The organism is Janthinobacterium sp. GW821-FHT03C10 (assembly GCF_059420865.1).
The window spans coordinates 21,973-41,848 of the sequence record NZ_JBWKUN010000007.1 but is presented as its reverse complement, the minus strand read 5'-3'; the positions used below and the strand labels follow the sequence as shown (position 1 = coordinate 41,848).

Below are 19,876 nucleotides of genomic sequence, written 5' to 3'. Positions count from 1 at the left end.
GGTGAAGGGGCGGCGCGCGTCCAGGCAGGTAAAGCTCAATTCGCTGACGACTTGCTGTGTGATGAAATAACTTCCCAGCAACTTGATTACTGGTTTCAGTATGCCAACAACCGTATGCAATTAATATCAGCAGTGGCTGAATATGGGAGTAAGAGCTACGGTAGGGAGGGTAGGATTGTTCCTACAGAGGACGCGCGGGCGCGCGTCGCGGGGCTTACGTCTTGAAGGGGGAGAGCAGGCGGTGCGCCACGGCATACTGCACCATTTCCGACAGCGAACTCATGCCCATTTTTTGCATGATGCGCGTCTTGTGCGTACTCACCGTCTTGACGCTCAGGTGCAGGTTGTTGGCGATTTCCGTGATCGACTTGCCCGCCACCAGCAGGGAAAACACTTCGAACTCGCGGTCCGACAACTGTTTGTGCAGCAAGCTTTCATTCGGCATCATGATGTTGAGCACGAGCTGCTCGGCCACCTCGGCGCTGATGTAGGGGCGCCCCGACGCCACCTTGTGGATGGCGCCCACGAGCTGGGTACCCGCGCTTTCCTTGGTCAGATAGCCTTGCGCCCCGGCGCGGATGGCGCGCACCGCATATTGCTCTTCCTCGTGCATGGTGAGGATCAGGATGGCCAGCTTGGGCGCCTCGCTGCGGATTTGCCGGATCAGGTCGACACCGCTGCGGCCCGGCATCGACAGGTCGAGCAGCAACAGGTCGAAGCCGCCCTGGCGTACGTGGTTGAGCACTTCAAAGCCGTCGATGGCCTCACCCACGATATCGATGTCCGGCGCGCCGTCAAGGATGCGCTTCAATCCTTCTCGCATGATGGTGTGGTCGTCGGCAATCACAATACGTATCATAGGCGGGCAATCTGGAGGGTGTCCGTCGCCGGACAATCATATGTTGAGAAACGAGAAATGTTGTCATTTTAACTGAAATGGCCGCAAGTTTGCCTTTTACTTCATGTGCCGGCAGCGGCGGCCCCCGTGGCCATGTGACCGTTTATTTCGTTGCGGGTTCCTTGATCAGCCTATGCACGAGCACCGGCAATTTCGAGTGCGACAGCACTTTATTGGTGACGCTGCCCAGCAGCAACTGCCCCCAGCCGCTGCGGCCGTGCGAGCCCATGAAAATCAGGTCGCAATGCTGCAATTGCGCCACTTCCACGATTTTCAGGGCCGGGCTGTCGGAAAAGGCCGTCAAGCCCGTCGCTTCCAGGCCCCGCTTGGCGGCGGCGTCGAGGATGGGCTGCCAGTGGTCGGCGCCCGCCTTGCGCATGGCGATGCGGTATTCCTCTTCGCTGGGATAGCTTGGCGGAATGATCTCGATGTACACCGGGTACTGGTATTCGGGCGCCACGTACAAGGCAAGGATGTCGGCGTGCATCTGTTCGGCAAAGGCAACGCCGGCACAGGCCGTCAAGTTGGAGACGGTGGAGCCGTCCGTGGCGATCAGAATTTTCTTATACATGGCAGCTCCTTTGGCGGTGACTCGGCGCGCGCAACGCCTCTTATTGTAGACGCGGCGGCAGCATTGTATTCATGTAAAGACTTGATAATTATCAACACAACTGCACCTTCAGTATAGACAACATTGGCAGAAAGATCGTATTTGGCTGCAACGATATCGATGCGGCGCTGTTGCGCAGGCGCCCGCAGGCAGGATTTCTTGTGCGGCGCGTGGTCTTGCACGCACGCCAATGGTAGTATTTCAAAATACAACAGCAGGAACAGTTATTTCCTGGTGGAAAAGCTCTTATGCAGCAGCTTTGCACCAGGAAGCGCGTTTTGAGATTTACCAACAGGGCGGCGCCCTGCTACACTCGCACCATCGCAGCGGTATTGCCTCAAATCATCTTAATCGAGAAATTGCGGGTATCAGTCTGTAAAACGCACAGTTCAGGCGGAATTTTGACAAATTATGGAGAAGCAGGGATATGACCAACGCCGCTGATGATTTCGATGCATTATTCGATGAAGTATCTGCGCAAAGTGCGGCCGCGGCTCAGCCCGCACCTGCCGCCGCGCCCGCTCCCGCCGTGATTGCGGACGACGATTTCGACGCGCTGTTCGACTCCGTGTCGGCCAGCGCCGCCGTGCCGGCAGCCGCAGCGGCGCCCGTGGCCGCCGCGCCGGAAGCGGCGCCCGCCGCCAGCGCCGACGCGCCCGGCGACGCGGCCGATCCCGTCGACCAGTCCGACAAGCCGATGTTCGAGCGCCTGGGCGGCATTGTGCGCCTGCTGCACGATTCGCTGCGCGAACTGGGCTACGACAAGGCACTGACGGAAGCGTCGTCGCAGATCGTCGACGCCCAGGACCGCCTGGAGTATGTCGCCACCCTGACGGAGCAGGCCGCCAACAAGGTCTTGAACACGCTCGACGAAGGCATGCCGGCGCAGGATGTGCTGTCGAAGAAAGCCAAGGACATGGATGGCCGCTGGACGGCCCTGTTCGACGGCAAGCTGAGCCTGGAAGAATTCAAGGCCCTGGCCGGCGATTCGCGCCAGTTCGCGCAAGCCGTTGCCGAAGCGACGGAAGCGGAAAAAGCGCGCTTGCTGGAAATCATGATGGCGCAGGACTTCCAGGACATCACGGGCCAGCTGATCAAAAAAGTAGTCAACATCACCAAGACGGTAGAGCACGAGTTGGCTCAGCTGCTGCGCGACAACGCGCCGGCCGAGGTGCGCGAAAAGCTGGCACAGAAGCAGGATGCGCCGCTGATGCAGGGCCCCTCCGTGCCGTCGGTGGCGCTGGACCAGGATAATGTAGACGACCTTCTTGCGGATTTGGGATTCTAATGGACGATATGCTCAAGGATTTCGTCGTTGAGGCGATGGATCTTGCGGTTAATGTTGAAGAGCACTTATTGCGCCTCGAGCGCGATCCTGACAACAAGGAAACACTGAATGCCGTGTTTCGTTCCTTCCACACCATCAAGGGCGGCGCCGGCTTCATGGGCCTGCCCGCGCTGGTGGCGGCCTGCCATCTGACGGAAAACCTGTTCGACGCCTTGCGCACGGGCGCCGCGCCCGTGACCCCGATCGCCATCGAGGCGGCGCTGCAAGCTTCCGGTTTCGTGGCCGACCAGCTGACGGAACTGGCCAATGGCGCCGCGCCGGAAAGCTTGCCGGCCATGCCGGAAGAGCTGGAACACATCCTGACGAACGCCATCGAAGGCAAGGGCATGGATGCGCCTGCGCCGGCCGCCGCCGTGGTGGCGGAAGCGGCCGTGGCCGTTGCCGAGGTCGCCGAAGTCGTTGTCGCCGCGCCGGCCGCTGCCGCCGCCGTTTCCACGGCCAGCGCCGATGGCCTGGACTGGGAGGCGATGTACAACGCCGTCGTGCCGGCCGCCAGCCAGATCGCTGCGGCACCCGTGTCCGCCGTCGCTGCTGCGCCAGCCGCCGTGGCCGCCGCGCCTGCCGCTGCCGCCAAGCCGGCCGCCAAGGCCTGGGATGGCGCGGAACGCCGCGAAGAACGTCCGGAAGTGCGCCATGCCGCGCCCGTCAAGGAAGACAGCATCCGCGTCGACGCCGTCAAGCTCGACGCGCTGCTGGAAGTGGCCGGCGAATCCGTGCAGGCCGCCAACCAGGCTGCCGTGCTGCTCGAGCGCCTGCTGCAATTCAAATTCGAAGGCCAGGCCGCCACCCTGATGGCGACCCTGGCGGAAACCCTGGAACGCGCCTCGCGCTACTCGACGGAACTGCAGCGGGCCACCCTGGCCACGCGCATGCAGCCAGTGGGCCGTTTGTTCCAGAAATTCCCGCGCCTGGTGCGCGAACTGGCGAAAGACCTGGGCAAGGACGTCGAGCTGACCATCGAGGGCGCGGAGACGGAAGTCGACCGCGTCGTGGTGGACAGCCTGTACGATCCGCTCGTGCACATGCTGCGCAACTCGCTCGACCATGGCGTCGAATCGCCGGAAGCGCGCCTGGCCGCCGGCAAGCCCGCCAAATCGTATATTTCGCTGAAAGCCTGGCAAGAGGCCAACAGCGTCATGATCGTGCTGCAGGATGACGGCAAGGGCATGGACCCGGTCTTCTTGCGCAGCAAGGCCCAGCAAAAGGGCTTGATCAGCGAAAACGCGCAGTTGAGCAACGACGAATGCTTCCAGCTGGTATTCCTGCCAGGCTTCTCGACCAAGGAAGTGGCGTCCAGCGTTTCCGGACGCGGCGTGGGCATGGACGTGGTGAAGACGGCCGTGGAGAAAAACCGCGGCGCCATCCACATCGAATCCATGCTGGGCAAGGGCACCAAGTTTGCCATCCGCCTGCCGATCGAACTGTCGATCGTGCCGACCATGCTGGTGTCGACCTCGGGCGCCGCGCTGGCGCTGCCGATGGCCGTGGTGCAGCGCGTCGTCGAATTGCCGGAAACCTTCATGGAAGTGGGCGGCGCGCCCGTGCTGAAAGACCAGGGCCGTCCATTGCCCGTGCGGTCGCTGGCCGGCGCCCTGGGCTACGAATCGTGCAGCGAGCGCGTCGGCATCGTCGTCGCCGCGCCACAGCCGTATATCCTGGCCGTCGCAGCCGTCGATGGCACGGCCGACCTGGTGATCAAGCCGATGACGGCCATCACCGTGGAAGGCATCACGGGTACGGCCCGCTCGGCCGAAGGCGAACTGGTGCTGGTGGTGGGACTGTCCTTCCTGATGGACGGCTGCCGCGGCACGGTACGCATGGCGGCGTAAGCTCTGCTTGGAAAAATCAAGCCCGCTGCGGAGATTGCGCAGCGGGCTTTTTTTATGCGCCGTCCGGTCGCAGCGTGCCGCCTTCCAGCCAGCGCTGCACGCGCACGATTTCCTGGGCGCGCTCCGCCTCGTCCTTCGGCGGCGGCAGGTAGATGTCGGGCATGATGCCGCCCAGGTCCACCTGCAGCTGCGGCAGGCGGGCCGAGCGCGAGGTGGCGTAGGCCAACTGGCGCAGGCCTGAAGGCAGGGATTGCATGCGCAGGTTCGAATAATCGAGCGCGCCACCGCTGTTGCGGCCGATCAATTTCACATGAAAGCTTTGCCGCGCCGCCAGCAGGAATTCTTCGCAGGAGCTGGCGCAGTCGCGGTCGACCAGTACCGCCACCCTGGACGGCTGTACTGCCTGGCCAGACACACTCGCATAGCTGACAGGCCCGTTGGTGCTTTGCGCCACGAACTGGCCGGGCTGCACGCTGCGCATGCGGGTGACGGCCAGTGCCATATATTTCGTGCAGGTGGCATCGCCTGGAGCGTACAGCGCGCAGATGTTTTCCTGGCTGGCGATATTGGCCGGCGTGGACAGCCATTCACCACCGATATTGACGCTCTCGCCTGAAGCTAGCCATGGCAGCAAGGGCGCATATGTGCTGTCGCTGCCGCCGTCGTTGCGCCGCACATCGATAATCCAGTTTCGACGGCTGGCCAGTTCGTCGCGCTTGCTTTCCAGTAAATCAGTGATGAGCCCGGCGTACCCGGGGAAAAAACTCGGTAAGGTCAGCAGCGCCGTATGCGGCGACAGCAGCTGCAGCGATGGCGCCCTGTCATCGGTGGTGGCCGTTGGCGCGGCGGTTGAGGATGGTGCTGCAACTGGTGTCGTATGCTTCAGCGCACCGGTCGGCATGATCTGCAGGTGGCCTTTGCGCCACTGGCTCAGGTAACCGGACAGTGCCGTATTGCAGGCAGCCTCATCGTTCACCCTGGCCGCCGCGGTGCTGGCGCTGGCCAATGCCTGATCGAAATACGCTTGACCTTTTTGTGCCAGATGCTGGCGCGCGCCAGTATCGTTTTCCAGCAAAAAGGCGGGAAGGACGCGCAAGTCCTGCAGGCAGGTCTCGCCCGGTGTGGCCGCTTGCGTATGGCTGACTGTCAAAGTAGCCAGGAGCGTGGCGGCAAAAAAACACAGTCTCATCAGTACAGTCTTTCCTGAAATTGTTGTCGAAATACAATACACGAAAAATTAAAGAAAAAGTATCAATTCCTGGCCGCGCCGTGGCTCGTTCGGCGGCCTGCACGCAGATGGGGCCGCCATGTCGCCGATATGCCGATATCGGCAATTTCCAGCTCATATCCAACAATGTAGCCAAACTTTGTATCGCCAATCCCACGCTTTTGCCTGTTTCGGTTCTGTGTCGTCCAATATATGGCATAATCCTTGTGGATCACCGTATGACCTGGTATCACTTGATCACTTACTACAGGCTGTGGCAACGCTGCATAAATCATGATGAAGACGCTTTACGACAAACTCTGGGAATCCCACGTTGTTCGGGCCGAAGATGATGGCACGACAATTTTGTACATCGACCGGCACTTGCTGCACGAAGTCACCAGCCCGCAAGCCTTCGATGGCCTCAGCGTGGCGGGTCGCCAGCCGTGGCGCATTTCCGCCAACCTGGCCGTGGCCGACCATAACGTGCCCACCACCAGCCGGGTCGACGGCATTCTTGATCCCGTCTCGCGCCTGCAGGTGGAAACCTTGGATAAGAACGCCAAGCACTACGGCTTGACCTACTTCAATATGAACGACAAGCGCCAGGGTATCGTGCACGTGATCGGCCCCGAACAGGGCGCGACCCTGCCCGGCATGACGGTCGTGTGCGGCGATTCGCACACATCCACGCACGGCGCGTTCGGCGCGCTGGCGCACGGCATCGGCACGTCCGAAGTGGAACACGTGCTGGCCACGCAGACCTTGCTGCAAAAGAAATCGAAGTCCATGCTGGTGCAGGTCGACGGCGCTCTGCCGGCGGGCGTGACGGCGAAGGACATCGTGCTGGCCATCATCGGCAAGATCGGCACGGCCGGCGGCACCGGTTACTGTATCGAGTTCGGCGGCTCGGCCATCCGCGCCCTGTCGATGGAAGGCCGCATGACGGTGTGCAACATGGCCATCGAGGCGGGCGCGCGCGCCGGCATCATCGGCGTCGACGACACCACCATCAATTACGTCAAGGGCCGTCCGTTTTCGCCGGCCGGCCCGCACTGGGAACGCGCCGTCGCCTACTGGCGCACCCTGCATTCGGACCCGGGCGCCCGCTTCGACCTCGTCGTCACGCTTAACGCGCAAGAGATCGAGCCGCAAGTGACCTGGGGCACCTCGCCCGAGATGGTGGTCGGCATCGATGGCCGCGTGCCGGATCCGGACAATGAGAAAGACAGCGTCAAGCGCGACGCCATCGAAAAGGCGCTCGTCTACATGGCGCTGAAGCCGAACACGCCGATCTCGGACATCCGCATCGACAAGGTCTTCATCGGTTCCTGCACCAATTCGCGCATCGAGGATCTGCGCGCGGCCGCCGCCGTGGTACGCGGCAAGTACCGCGCCTCGAACGTGACCCTGGCGCTGGTGGTGCCCGGTTCCGGCCTGGTGAAAGACCAGGCCGAGCGCGAGGGACTCGACCGCATCTTCAAGGATGCCGGCTTCGAGTGGCGCGAGCCGGGCTGTTCCATGTGCCTGGCCATGAATGCGGACCGTCTGGAACCGGGCGAGCGCTGCGCGTCCACGTCGAACCGCAACTTCGAAGGCCGGCAAGGGCAGGGCGGTCGTACCCACCTGGTGTCGCCCGCGATGGCGGCGGCGGCCGGTATCGCGGGCCACTTTGTCGACGTGCGGGGATTGCGATAAGCTGAAGATCTGCGTGGCAACGCAGCGGAAATCAGGGGTCAGACCCGCCGGGGGAATTTTTTTCAGTGAGAAAAATTCCGATCCGTAAGGACTGACCCCAGCTTTAAGCCGCTGGGTTACACTGACGCTTCCGGCTTTCTCAAACATACGCATACGAACTCATCATGAAAAAACTCTTCGCCCTCCTCATCGCCACCGTCATCTTGTCCGGCTGCAACACCGTCTCCGGCATCGGCCGCGATGTGCAGAAAGTCGGCCAGGTCGTCACTGGCGCCGGCGGAAAATAAACCGTGACGTGGCGGCGCCCCGCGCCGCGCGTCTTACCGAGTAGAAACAGCATGGATAAATTTACGATTTACGAAGGCCTGGTCGCCCCGCTGGACCGCGCCAACGTCGACACCGACGCGATTATCCCGAAGCAATTCCTGAAATCGATCCACCGCAGCGGCTTCGGCCCCAACCTGTTCGACGAATGGCGCTACCTCGACCATGGCGAACCGGGCCAGGACAACAGCCGCCGCCCGCTGAACCCCGAGTTCGTGCTCAACGAGTCGCGCTATCAGGGTGCCTCGATCTTGCTCACGCGCAAGAATTTCGGCTGCGGCTCCTCGCGCGAACACGCGCCGTGGGCGCTGGACCAGTATGGCTTCCGCGCCATCATCGCGCCCTCGTTTGCCGACATCTTCTTCAATAACTGCTACAAGAACGGCTTGCTGCCCATCGTGCTGTCGGAAAGCCAGGTCGAGCACCTGTTCAATGAAGTCAAGGCCTTCCCCGGCTACAAGCTGGTGGTGGACCTGGAACAGCAGTGCGTGCGCACCAGCAACGGTTCCGTCTCGTATCCGTTCGAGATCGATGCCTTCCGCAAATATTGCCTGATGAATGGGCTCGACGATATCGGCCTGACCCTGCGCCACGCCGACGATATCCGCGCCTTCGAAGAACGGCATTTGACCAATCAGCCTTGGCTGGCCAACGTTATCTAAAGATCATTCCATGAAAATTGCAATCTTACCCGGCGACGGCATCGGTCCTGAAATCGTCGCGCAAGCCGTCAAGGTCTTGAATGTGCTGGGCGAATCGTTCGAGCTGGAAACGGCGCCCGTGGGCGGCGCCGGCTATGCGGCCCATGGCCACCCCTTGCCGGAAGGCACCCTGGCCCTGGCGAAAGCGGCCGATGCCGTGCTGTTCGGCGCCGTCGGCGACTACCAGTACGACAACCTCGAGCGCCAGTTCCGTCCGGAACAGGCGATCCTGGGCCTGCGCAAGAACCTGGGCCTGTTCGCCAACCTGCGTCCGGCCATCTTGTATCCGGAACTGGCGGGCGCCTCGACCCTGAAGCCGGAAGTGGTGTCCGGCCTGGATATTTTGATCATCCGCGAATTGACGGGCGACATCTATTTCGGCCAGCCCCGCGGCGTGCGCGAGTGTCCGGACGGTCCGTTCAAGGGCCAGCGCGAAGGGTTCGACACCATGCGCTATGCGGAAGGCGAAATCCGCCGCATCGCCCACGTGGCGTTCCAGGCGGCGCAAAAGCGCGACAAGCGCCTGACCAGCGTGGACAAGGCGAACGTGCTGGAAACCTTCCAGTTCTGGAAAGACATCGTCATCGACGTGCACAAGGAATACCCCGATGTGGCGCTCGATCATATGTACGTCGATAACGCGGCCATGCAGCTGGTGCGGGCGCCGAAGAAATTCGACGTCATGGTGACCGGCAACATGTTCGGCGACATCCTGTCGGACGCGGCCGCCATGCTGACGGGCTCGATCGGCATGCTGCCGTCCGCTTCGCTGGACGCCAACAACAAGGGCCTGTACGAGCCGTCGCACGGTTCGGCGCCCGATATCGCGGGCAAGGGCATCGCCAACCCGCTGGCGACGATCTTGTCGGCCGCCATGATGCTGCGCTATTCGCTCAACCGCGAAGAGCAGGCAAACCGCATCGAGGGCGCCGTCAAGCAGGTGCTGGCGCAGGGCCTGCGCACGGCCGACATCCACGAGGCGGGCACCACGTTGGTCGGTACCGAGGCCATGGGCGATGCCGTAGTACGTGCATTAGGATAAAATATTTCAATGACGGCAGTCGCCGTCTCATCTTGAGGAATGGTAATGAAATTAGTTGGCTTGGTAGGTTGGCGCGGTATGGTCGGTTCAGTCCTGATGCAGCGCATGCAGGAAGAGGGCGATTTCGCCCACATCGAACCGGTGTTTTTCACGACGTCGAACACGGGCGGCGCCGCGCCGGCCATGGCGAAGAATGAAACCATCCTCAAGGATGCCAACAACATCGCCGAACTGTCCAAGTGCGACATCATCATTTCCTGCCAGGGCGGCGACTACACGAGCTTTGTGTTCCCGCAGCTGCGCGCTAGCGGCTGGAACGGCTACTGGATCGATGCGGCCTCGACCCTGCGCATGGAAAAAGACGCCGTCATCGTGCTCGACCCCGTCAACCTGCACGTCATCAAGGATGCGCTGGGCAAGGGCGTCAAGAACTACATCGGCGGCAATTGCACCGTGTCGTGCATGATGATGGGCCTGGGCGGCCTGTTCCAGCACGACCTGATCGACTGGATGACGTCGATGACCTACCAGGCGGCTTCGGGCGGCGGTGCGCAGCACATGCGCGAACTGCTGACGCAATTTGGCACCATCAACAGCGCTGTCAAGGCCTTGCTGGAAAACCCCGCTTCCGCCATCCTGGAAATCGACCGCCAGGTGCTGGCCACCCAGCACGGCTATTCCCCGGACGAAATCAAGCAATTCGGCGCGCCGCTGGCCGGCAACCTGATTCCATGGATCGACAAGGACCTGGGCAACGGCCAGTCGAAGGAAGAGTGGAAGGCGGGCGCGGAAACGAACAAGATCCTGGGCCGCGGCATCGACTTTGGCACCAAGGAAATTCCCGTCGACGGCCTGTGCGTGCGCATCGGCGCCATGCGCTGCCATTCGCAGGCGCTGACCATCAAGCTGAAGAAAGACGTGCCGCTCGATGAAATCAACGACATCATCGCCAGCAACAATGAATGGGTGAAATTCGTGCCGAACACGCGCGAAGCGTCCGTGCGCGACCTGTCGCCGGCGGCCGTCACGGGCAGCCTGACGATTCCCGTCGGCCGCGTGCGCAAGATGAGCATGGGCGGTGAATACCTGTCCGCGTTCACCGTGGGCGACCAGCTGCTGTGGGGCGCGGCCGAGCCGCTGCGCCGCATGCTGCGTATTTTGTTGGATGCGTAACAGCCATAAATCAGCAATCAATTGCTGATGCAGATCAAGCCGGGGCTGTTTTCCCGGCTTTTTTTTCGTGCCGGACCCGTCAAGGCTCAACCATGCGGAGCTTGCATAGCTCTGGGCATGATGATATGTTGATACCTCTGGAAAAGTAACAGTTTTCCCATGTCAACTAAGATGCCGCCAACTATGCCTGTACACACTCGTCCCCGGGTCGCCTCCCTTGCCATCAAAACGCTCAGCAGCGCTGTCGCCTGCGCGGTGTTATTGTCACCGGCGGCATCCGCAGCCGAGCTGGGCAAGATCACGGTGCTGTCCGCCGCCGGCCAGCCGCTGCGCGCCGAGGTCGAATTATCGGCCGTCAAGCCAGGCGAGGCAGCCAGCCTGCTGGCCAAGCTGGCGCCGCCGGAGGCCTACCGCCAGGCCAACGTGGAATTCAATCCCGCGCTGAACGCCTTGACGTTTGCCGTGGAAAACCGCAATGGCAAGCCCTTCATCCGCATCAGCTCGGCGCAGCCGGTGGCCGAGCCCATGGTGGATCTCTTGCTGGAATTGAGCGGCAAGAGCGGTCGCCAGGTGCGCGAATACGCATTCGTGCTCGACACGCCGGAAGCGCGCCAGACGCGCGGCGCGCAAGTGACGGCGCCAGTCGAGCCGGGCAAGGCCAAGCCGGCGGCCGATGCTGCGCCAGTTGCGGCGAAAAAACCGGCCGGGGAATACAAGGTCAAGACGGGCGACACCCTGAGCCGCATCGCCAGCGAACTGAAGCCTTCGGGCGTGTCGCTCGACATGATGCTCGTCGCCCTGTACCGCGCCAATCCCGACGCCTTCAAGGGCGAGAACATGAACCGCATGCAGGCCGGGCGCATCCTCGCCGTGCCGGGCGCGGACGCCGTGCGCGCCACCGGTGCGGCTGAAGCGAAGGGCATCGTGACGGCGCACGCCATCGATTTCGAAGCCTACCGCAACAAGCTGGCAGGTCAGGTGTCGCAAAGCAAGCCGGCCAAGGCCGCGCAAGCGACGCAAAGCACGGCCGGCAAGATCGGTGCGACCAAGGTGCAGGAAAAGCCGACGGCCGTGAGCGAGTCGCAAGACAAGCTGAAACTGTCGAAGGCGGAGCCGGCGGCCAAGTCGGCCGGCAAGAGCGCCGTCGCCAGCGAGGAAGACAAGATCGCCAAGGCGAAACAGGTCGATGAAGCCGCTGCCCGCGTCAAGGAGCTGGAAAAGAACGTCAGCGACCTGGAAAAGTTGATGGCGGTCAAGAGCAAGGCCATGGCCGACAAGAGCGCCCCGGCGCCGGCCAAACCGGCCGAGGCCGCTGCCAGCGCAGCGGCCAGCGCCATCGCCAGCGCGCCGGCCGAGGCGCAGCCGCCCGTGCCCAAGGCGAAACCGGTGCCGCTGGTGAAGAAACCGTCGCCGCTGGAACCGACGATTACCGACAAGATCAATGACCACCTGGGCGCCATCGGCATCGGCCTCGCCGCGCTGCTGGCCGCCGTGGCGGCGCTGGTGGTCGCGCGCCGCCGCAAGGATGCACCGCCCGCGCCGGAGAGCGTGGCTCCCGTGTTCGAGCCGGAGCCACCCGTCGCGCCGCCGTCCGGCCTGGCGCCGGAAGACCAGCAGTCCGAAGCGAGCAACCATCTGTTCGGTACGGGCGCCGCCGCTGCCGGCGTGGCCGCGGCGGCGGGCGCCAGCATGCTCGACGCGAATGAAACCGACCCGGTCGCCGAAGCGGACGTGTATATCGCCTATGGCCGCGATGGCCAGGCGGAAGATATCCTCAAGGAAGCCTTGCGCATCCACCCGGAGCGCCATGCGGCCCGCCTGAAGCTGCTGGAAATCTATTCGGCCCGCAACGACGTGCGCGCGTTTGAAGACCAGGCCAGCGAGCTGTACAGCCTGACGCGGGGCCAGGGCGAAGAGTGGCCGCAGGCGGCCGCGCTGGGCCTGGCGCTCGATCCCACCAACCCCCTGTATGGCGATACGGAAGACGACGCCGTGGTCAGCCTGAGCAAGGGTGCCGGTGGCGACGTGCATGGCCAGAGCATGGACTTGCCCGACGATTTGCCGGTTCCTGCGCCGCTGGCCGACCTGGCGCCGGCCGAGCCGGTGGCCTCCGTGGCGGCCCGCGATGCGCGCGATCCCCTCGATTTTGACCTCGACAGCCTCGATTTCGAGCCCGTTTCCACCAGCGACCCGATCGTCATGCCGGGGCCGGACAGCAAGCCGCAGCCGGCCGCGCACGATACGCACGATGCGCACGATGTGCAGTATGACGCCAGCATGGATTTCGGCCTGGACCTGGAGCCGCCTGCCGGCCCCGTCAATGGCGTGGGCGCCGGCTTGACGCCATTGCCTGATCCGTTGAAAGACGTGGACCTGGCCCATTTCGACCTCGACGAACCCGTGGCGCCGGCTGCCGCTCCCGTCGCGGCGGCCGAACCGTCGATCGACAGCCTGTTCGACGATGCGCAGGCGCCGGCCACCTTGCCGGAGGCCATCCCGCCTGCGCAAGAGTTCGATCTGTCCGGCATCGACCTGGACCTCAACGACGGCAAGACGGCCAGCGTGGGCGTGGACGACCCGCTGTCGGCCATCCACATGGAAATGGATACCAAGCTGGACCTGGCGATCGCTTACCAGGAAATCGGCGACAAGGAAGGCGCGCGCGAGCTGATCGATGAGGTCATCAAGGGCGGCAGCGAAGAGCAGGTTGCCAAGGCGAATACCATGCGAGCTTTGCTGAGCTAAGCACCTGATACGACGTCCATGGCGGCGTTGCACGGTCTCGCCGTACTATTCGTACTGTCTTCGACCGCGCGCCTGGCCCTGAATGCCGTCTCAGGCGCTTGTGTGGCCGGGAGGCGGGGCCGCCTTTGCGCCGGTATAATGCTTCGATGCAAAATATTACGACAGCAACGCCATTCAAGCGTATCGTCCTCGGCCTGCAGTACGATGGCACGGCCTGGCACGGATACCAGAAACAGGAAGATGGGCAGACGGTGCAGGACCAGCTGGAAAACGCGCTGGAGCAGTTTGCCCGCGTGCGCCTAGCCACCACCTGCGCCGGCCGCACGGACACGGGCGTGCATGCGCTTGAGCAAGTGGTGCATTTCGATACGGAACTGAACCGCGACGTGCACTCCTGGGTGCGCGGCGTCAACGCCTTCCTGCCGAAATCGATCGCCGTGCGCTGGGCCAAGGAACTCGAAGGCGATCCGACGGTCAATGACTTTTTCCACGCCCGTTTCAGCGCCCGCGCGCGTACTTATCATTATGTGTTGTATAACAACGCCACCCGTTCGCCGCTGGTGGAAGGGCGCGCCGGTTTCTTTTTCCGTCCGCTGGACGTGGAACTGATGCGGCAAGCCGTGCAGCCGCTCTTGGGCTGGCACGATTTCACGGCCTTCCGCGCCGCCCAATGCCAGGCCAAGTCGCCTGTCAAGCTGATGCACGACATCCGCATCGAGCGGCGCGGTGATTGTGTGATTTTCACCATTACGGCCAATGCCTTCCTGCACCACATGGTGCGCAACCTGGTCGGTTCGCTCGTGTATATCGGCACGGGACGGGAAAAGCCGGACTGGCTCGGGCACTTGCTTGAAAGTAAGGATCGCCACGCGGCGGCGCCCACCTTCATGCCGGACGGCTTGTATCTGGCGCAGATCGATTACGATCCGAAATGGGAATTACCGCAAGACAGCAGCAGCGCCTTGCCCTGGTTTTGATCTGCATCAATAAAGGATAGCCATGCCACGCACACGCATCAAGATCTGCGGCCTGACCCGCGTCGAAGACATCCAGGCTGTCGTGGCGGCGGGTGCCGACGCCATCGGCTTCGTGTTTTATCCGAAAAGCCCCCGTTACGTGACGCCCGGGCAGGCCGCCAGCTTGATCGCCGCCGTTCCCCCGTATGTGACGACGGTGGGCCTGTTCGTCAATGCATCCGTGGAAGAAGTGCGGGCGACCCGGGCCGTGGCGCCCTTGTCGCTGCTGCAATTTCACGGCGACGAGACGCCCGAGCACAGCGCGGCGCTCGCCGGCGCCGTGCAGACGCCGTTTACGCAAGTGTTCCGCGTCAAACCCGACACCAGCTTTGAAGATTTGCTAGAATACGAACAGCGCTATCGCGCCGCCAGCCCCTTGTTCTCGAGCCTCTTGCTCGATACCTATGTGGATGCGTATGGCGGTGCAGGAAAGGTATTCGATTGGTCCCTCATTCCAGAAGAACTCGCGCCTCGGGTCGTTTTAAGTGGTGGCTTGAGCGTACAAAACGCGACTGACGCAGTGGTGCGCGTGCGCCCTTACGCCGTCGACATCAGCAGTGGTGTCGAAGCGTCCAAGGGCATCAAGGACGCATCCCGAGTCCGCGCGTTCATCGCCGCGGTGGGGGATGCCGATGCCATCATTGCCAGAGGAAACCACCATGAATGACCATACCACAGCGCCCGGCGCAGCCGCCGCATTGTTCCACGCCACCGATTACCCGTTTCCCGACCTGCGCGGCCATTTCGGCCCGTACGGCGGCTCCTTCGTGGCCGAAACGCTCACGCATGCGCTGGCCGAGCTGAAGGACGCCTATGCGCGCTACAGCGCCGATCCGGAATTCCTGGAAGAATTCCGCTACGAGCTGAAGCACTTCGTCGGCCGCCCGTCGCCCATCTACCACGCCAAGCGCTGGTCCCAGATGGCGGGCGGCGCGCAAATCTATTTCAAGCGCGAAGACTTGAACCACACGGGCGCGCACAAGATCAATAACGTGATCGGCCAGGCCCTGCTGGCCAAGCGCATGGGCAAGCCGCGCATCATCGCCGAGACGGGCGCCGGCCAGCACGGCGTGGCCACGGCCACCATCTGCGCCCGCTTCGGCCTCGAATGCGTGGTCTACATGGGCAGCGAAGACGTCAAGCGTCAGGCGCAGAACGTGTACCGCATGAAATTGCTGGGCGCGACCGTCGTGCCCGTCGAATCGGGTTCGAAGACCCTCAAGGACGCGCTGAACGAAGCCATGCGCGACTGGGTCACCAACATCGAAAACACCTTTTATATCATCGGCACCGTGGCCGGCCCCCATCCGTATCCGATGATGGTGCGCGACTTCCAGTCCGTGATCGGCGAGGAATGCCTGGTGCAGATGCCGGAAATGACGGGCCGCCAGCCCGACTACGTGCTGGCCTGCATCGGCGGCGGCTCGAATGCCATGGGCATCTTTTACCCGTACATCGACCAGAAAGAGGTCAAACTGATCGGCGTGGAGGCGGCCGGCGAAGGGCTGGACACGGGCAAGCATTCGGCATCGCTGACGGCCGGCTTCCCGGGCGTGCTGCACGGCAACCGCACCTATCTGCTGCAGGATGACAACGGCCAGATCATCGAGACGCATTCCGTCTCGGCCGGCCTGGACTATCCGGGCGTCGGCCCGGAACACGCGTGGCTGAAAGATTCCGGCCGCGCGCAATACGTGTCGATCACGGATGACGAGGCGCTGCAGGCTTTCCACGACTGTTGCCATATCGAAGGCATCATCCCGGCCCTGGAATCGTCGCACGCGCTGGCCTACGCGGCCAAGCTGGCGGCTACCTTGCCGAAAGACCAGATCGTGCTGGCCAACCTGTCGGGCCGTGGCGACAAGGACATGCATACCGTGGCGGAGCGCATGGGATTGAATTTCAGTTAAACAACTGTCAATTCTCAATAACGCGTAGGTCGGATTAGCGCGCAAGCGCGTAATCCGACATCCTCCACCGATAAAGAAAGCTCACCATGTCCCGTATCGCCACCACCTTCGCCAATTTAAAATCCAACAACAAGACCGCCCTGGTCACCTTCATCACCGCCGGCGACCCCGGCCCCGACGCCACCGTGCCCCTCATGCACGCGCTCGTCGAGGGCGGCGCCGATGTGCTGGAACTGGGCGTGCCGTTTTCCGACCCCATGGCCGAAGGCCCTGTCATCCAGCGCGCCTGCGAACGGGCCTTGAAATTCAATGTCGGCATCCACGACGTGTTCGGCTATGTGCGCCAGTTCCGTGAAACGAACCAGACGACGCCCGTGGTGCTGATGGGCTATGCCAATCCCATCGAACGCATCGGCAGTGCCGCGTTTATTGATGCAGCGCAAGCGGCCGGCGCCGATGGCGCCATCGTCGTCGACTATCCCCCGGAAGAGTGCGAGGAATTTGCCGGCGCCATGCGCGCGGCGGGCCTCGACCTGATTTTCCTCTTGGCGCCCACCTCGACGGAAGAGCGCATCGCGCAAGTGGCCAAGGTTGGCGGCGGCTTCAGCTATTATGTGTCGCTGAAAGGCGTCACGGGCGCCGGCAACATTGATACGGAACAGGTGGCAGAGCGCCTCGCGGCCATCCGCCAGCATGTAAAATTACCCATCGGCGTGGGCTTCGGCATCCGCGATGGCGCCACGGCCAAGGCCGTTGCCAAGGTGGCCGACGCCGTCGTGATCGGCAGCCGCATCATCCAGGAGATAGAAAATGCGCCGGAAGGGGGCGCCGTCGATGCCGTGCGCAGCTTTACGGCAAGCATCCGCGCCGCACTGGACGCCTGAGCAAGCTTGCCGTTTACGCAAGATGCGTTGGCGGCAAAGTTCGACAGCCCGGCGATAAACGGCTACACTTCGGCCACTGATTTGCCTGTTATTGTGCAATAGATAAAATTTTGGGTGGCGCCCCGCGGGGCGTCGCCGTTGACCGTCTGCCGGGGGCGTCCACCGACGCTACCCCTACAAGGGCCCAAGGAGAAAATATGAGTTGGTTGGAAAAACTGCTGCCACCGCGCATCCAGCGTTCAGATGCCGCCGCGCGCAAGACCATGCCGGAAGGCCTGTGGGTCAAGTGCCCGTCGTGCGAAGCCGTGCTGTACCGTACGGATCTGGAATCGAATTTGCACGTGTGCCCGAAATGCGACCACCACATGCGCATCCGCGCGCGCGAACGCCTCGACAGCCTGCTCGACGCGGGCGGCCGCTATGAAATCGGCCAGGAAATCCTGCCCGTCGATACCTTGAAGTTCAAGGACAGCAAGAAATACCCGGACCGCCTGAAGTCCGCCATGGAAGCGACGGGCGAGACGGATGCGATGGTCGTCATGGGCGGCGCCATCATGAGCCTGCCAGTGGTCGTGGCGTGCTTCGAATTCGAATTCATGGGCGGTTCCATGGGCTCCGTCGTGGGCGAGCGCTTCGTGCGCGGCGCGCAGATCGCGCTGGAGCAGAAAGTGCCTTTCATTTGCATCACCGCCACCGGTGGCGCGCGCATGCAGGAAGGCTTGCTGTCGCTGATGCAGATGGCGAAAACCACGGCCATGCTGACCAAGCTGTCCGAAAAGAAATTGCCATTCATCAGCGTGCTGACCGACCCGACCATGGGCGGCGTGTCCGCTTCGTTCGCCTTCATGGGCGACGTGGTCATCGCCGAACCGAAAGCCCTGATCGGCTTTGCCGGCCCGCGCGTGATTGAAAACACCGTGCGCGAAAAACTGCCGGAAGGCTTCCAGCGCGCCGAGTTCCTCGTCACCAAGGGCGCCGTCGACATGATCGTCGACCGCCGCAAGATGCGCGAAGAAATCGCCCGTCTGCTGGCCTTGCTGCAAAACCAGGCTGTGGAAGTCTTGGCGTAACGCCAACGTAACAGGCCGGGCGGTGTCCTGCGGATCCGCCCGGTTGCCACGCAACACCGTCTCCGCGCCTCGCGCACTGTCTCCTCATCAAGAAGTCTCCCATGCAAAACCTCCCCACCACCTTGCCGGACTGGCTCGCCCTGCTGGAAAACCGCCATTCGGAAACCCAGATCAATATGGGCCTGGACCGCGTGCAAGCCGTCAAGGCACGCATGCAGCTCGCTTTTACCTGTCCCGTGATCATGGTGGCGGGCACGAATGGCAAGGGGTCCACCTGCGCCATGCTGGAATCCGTGCTGTTGCGTGCCGGCTACAAAGTGGGGCTGTACATCAAGCCGCATTTTCTCGACTTCAACGAGCGCGCCCGCGTGCTGGGCGAGATGGCCAGCGACGAACAGATCGTCGCCAGCTTCCAGACGGTTGAGGCCGTGCGCGGCGACACGCCGCTCACGTATTTCGAATTCACCACCCTGGCCATCCTGCACCTGCTGTCGCAGGCCAAGCTCGACGTGGCCATCCTCGAAGTGGGCCTGGGCGGGCGCCTGGACGCCGTCAACGTGATCGACGCCGACGTGGCCATCGTCACCAGCGTCGATATCGACCACACGGATTATCTGGGCGACACGCGCGAAGCGATCGGCTTTGAAAAGGCCGGCATCTTCCGTCCGGGCAAGGCAGCCATCTGCAGCGATCCCGTGCCGCCGCAGTCGCTGATCGACCATGCCGAGGCCATCGGCGCCGACCTGTGGCTGATGGGCCGCGATTTCAACTATTCGGGCGACAAGCAGCAGTGGAACTACGGCGGGCGCGAGCAGCGCCGCAATTCGCTGGCCTACCCGAGCTTGCGCGGCGCCAACCAGATCCTCAATGCGACGGCCGTGCTGGCCGCGCTGGAAGTGCTGAAGCTGAAACTGCCCGTGGGCGCGCAGGAAGTGCGCACGGGCCTCGTGACGGTGGAGCTGCCGGGCCGCTTCCAGGTCTTGCCTGGCCGCCCCAGTGTGATCCTCGACGTGGCGCACAACCCGCACGCGGCGTCGGCCCTGAACCAGAACCTGGGCAATATGGGTTTCCACCCGTACACCTATGCCGTGTTCGGCTCCATGCAGGACAAGGATATCGATGGCGTGCTGGCCGCGATGAGCGAGCACGTCGACCACTGGTGCCTGGCGGGCCTGCCTTCGCCGCGCGCGGCCACGGCTTCCGAACTGGCCGCCAAGGTGCAGATCATGCTCGAAGATAAGCCCGACAGCAGCGAGCATACTGTGTCTATTTTCGATGATCCGGCACAAGCTTTTGCAAATGCAATGAGCCGGGCCGGTGAGAATGATAGAATTGTGGTCTTTGGTTCTTTCCTCACCGTTGCCGGCGTGATGAAGGCCCGAAAATCCTCACTTCACTGAAACGCACTCGACTGAAAATCA

Annotated in this window: 17 protein-coding genes; 14 read left to right on the top strand and 3 right to left on the bottom strand. The window is 62.7% G+C overall.

All coding sequences use genetic code 11. The features are described 5' to 3' along the window. Window positions 1-214: 214 nt before the first annotated feature. Together AC07VH_RS22235 and AC07VH_RS22230 are read right to left on the bottom strand one after the other, a co-directional pair. Window positions 215-859, bottom strand: a complete 645-nt coding sequence (locus tag AC07VH_RS22235; protein WP_034750556.1) for a response regulator — start codon at window positions 857-859, stop codon at window positions 215-217. A gap of 142 nt (window positions 860-1,001) precedes the next feature. Beyond that, window positions 1,002-1,469 carry a universal stress protein gene (locus AC07VH_RS22230; protein WP_326457199.1) on the bottom strand — a complete coding sequence of 156 codons (468 nt, stop codon included), beginning with the start codon at window positions 1,467-1,469 and terminating at the stop codon, window positions 1,002-1,004. A gap of 466 nt (window positions 1,470-1,935) precedes the next feature. On the opposite strand from AC07VH_RS22230, the gene AC07VH_RS22225 reads away from it, so the two are divergent. Together AC07VH_RS22225 and AC07VH_RS22220 are read left to right on the top strand one after the other, a co-directional pair. Next, window positions 1,936-2,796, top strand: a complete 861-nt coding sequence (locus AC07VH_RS22225; protein WP_494788985.1) for a protein phosphatase CheZ — start codon at window positions 1,936-1,938, stop codon at window positions 2,794-2,796. Further along, the gene (locus AC07VH_RS22220) at window positions 2,796-4,685 is read left to right on the top strand and encodes a chemotaxis protein CheA (protein ID WP_494788984.1); all 1,890 of its coding nucleotides are present in this window, start codon (window positions 2,796-2,798) and stop codon (window positions 4,683-4,685) included. Before AC07VH_RS22225 ends, AC07VH_RS22220 begins: the two co-directional genes overlap by 1 nt. A 52-nt stretch (window positions 4,686-4,737) precedes the next feature. Here the strand turns inward: AC07VH_RS22220 and AC07VH_RS22215 are convergent, their stop codons facing one another. Next, a complete protein-coding gene (locus AC07VH_RS22215; RefSeq protein ID WP_494788983.1) occupies window positions 4,738-5,874 on the bottom strand; it encodes a S41 family peptidase in 1,137 nt (378 codons plus the stop codon). Between the two features lie 312 nt (window positions 5,875-6,186). Between AC07VH_RS22215 and leuC the strand changes: the two genes are divergently transcribed. From leuC to folC, 12 genes are all read left to right on the top strand, one after another. Continuing rightward, window positions 6,187-7,590: a 3-isopropylmalate dehydratase large subunit gene (gene leuC / locus AC07VH_RS22210; RefSeq protein WP_475415581.1), complete on the top strand. Its 1,404-nt coding sequence runs from the start codon at window positions 6,187-6,189 to the stop codon at window positions 7,588-7,590. 164 nt (window positions 7,591-7,754) lie between these two features. Continuing rightward, the gene (locus AC07VH_RS22205; protein ID WP_010400408.1) at window positions 7,755-7,877 is read left to right on the top strand and encodes an entericidin A/B family lipoprotein; all 123 of its coding nucleotides are present in this window, start codon (window positions 7,755-7,757) and stop codon (window positions 7,875-7,877) included. 51 nt (window positions 7,878-7,928) lie between these two features. Beyond that, window positions 7,929-8,576 carry a 3-isopropylmalate dehydratase small subunit gene (gene leuD, locus AC07VH_RS22200; RefSeq protein WP_436553080.1) on the top strand — a complete coding sequence of 216 codons (648 nt, stop codon included), beginning with the start codon at window positions 7,929-7,931 and terminating at the stop codon, window positions 8,574-8,576. A 10-nt stretch (window positions 8,577-8,586) separates the two neighbouring features. Continuing rightward, window positions 8,587-9,657 (top strand): 3-isopropylmalate dehydrogenase, encoded by a 1,071-nt coding sequence (gene leuB, locus AC07VH_RS22195; RefSeq protein ID WP_409028109.1) that lies wholly within the window; start codon window positions 8,587-8,589, stop codon window positions 9,655-9,657. Between the two features lie 45 nt (window positions 9,658-9,702). Further along, window positions 9,703-10,830 carry an aspartate-semialdehyde dehydrogenase gene (gene asd, locus AC07VH_RS22190; RefSeq protein WP_494788982.1) on the top strand — a complete coding sequence of 376 codons (1,128 nt, stop codon included), beginning with the start codon at window positions 9,703-9,705 and terminating at the stop codon, window positions 10,828-10,830. Window positions 10,831-11,013: 183 nt separating this feature from the next. Further along, window positions 11,014-13,575, top strand: a complete 2,562-nt coding sequence (locus AC07VH_RS22185; RefSeq protein ID WP_494788981.1) for a motility hub landmark protein FimV — start codon at window positions 11,014-11,016, stop codon at window positions 13,573-13,575. Window positions 13,576-13,721: 146 nt separating this feature from the next. After that, window positions 13,722-14,552 carry a tRNA pseudouridine(38-40) synthase TruA gene (gene truA / locus AC07VH_RS22180; RefSeq protein WP_071076099.1) on the top strand — a complete coding sequence of 277 codons (831 nt, stop codon included), beginning with the start codon at window positions 13,722-13,724 and terminating at the stop codon, window positions 14,550-14,552. A 22-nt stretch (window positions 14,553-14,574) separates the two neighbouring features. Continuing rightward, on the top strand, window positions 14,575-15,258 hold the full coding sequence (locus tag AC07VH_RS22175) for a phosphoribosylanthranilate isomerase (RefSeq protein WP_475415576.1): 684 nt from the start codon (window positions 14,575-14,577) through the stop codon (window positions 15,256-15,258). After that, on the top strand, window positions 15,251-16,501 hold the full coding sequence (trpB, locus tag AC07VH_RS22170; protein ID WP_475415575.1) for a tryptophan synthase subunit beta: 1,251 nt from the start codon (window positions 15,251-15,253) through the stop codon (window positions 16,499-16,501). The genes AC07VH_RS22175 and trpB overlap by 8 nt, the downstream gene beginning before the upstream one ends. Before the next feature lie 86 nt (window positions 16,502-16,587). Further along, on the top strand, window positions 16,588-17,385 hold the full coding sequence (gene trpA / locus AC07VH_RS22165; protein WP_494788980.1) for a tryptophan synthase subunit alpha: 798 nt from the start codon (window positions 16,588-16,590) through the stop codon (window positions 17,383-17,385). Window positions 17,386-17,582: 197 nt separating this feature from the next. Continuing rightward, on the top strand, window positions 17,583-18,455 hold the full coding sequence (gene accD, locus AC07VH_RS22160) for an acetyl-CoA carboxylase, carboxyltransferase subunit beta (protein ID WP_010400390.1): 873 nt from the start codon (window positions 17,583-17,585) through the stop codon (window positions 18,453-18,455). Between the two features lie 101 nt (window positions 18,456-18,556). Then, window positions 18,557-19,855, top strand: a complete 1,299-nt coding sequence (gene folC, locus AC07VH_RS22155; protein ID WP_494788979.1) for a bifunctional tetrahydrofolate synthase/dihydrofolate synthase — start codon at window positions 18,557-18,559, stop codon at window positions 19,853-19,855. Window positions 19,856-19,876 lie beyond the last annotated feature (21 nt).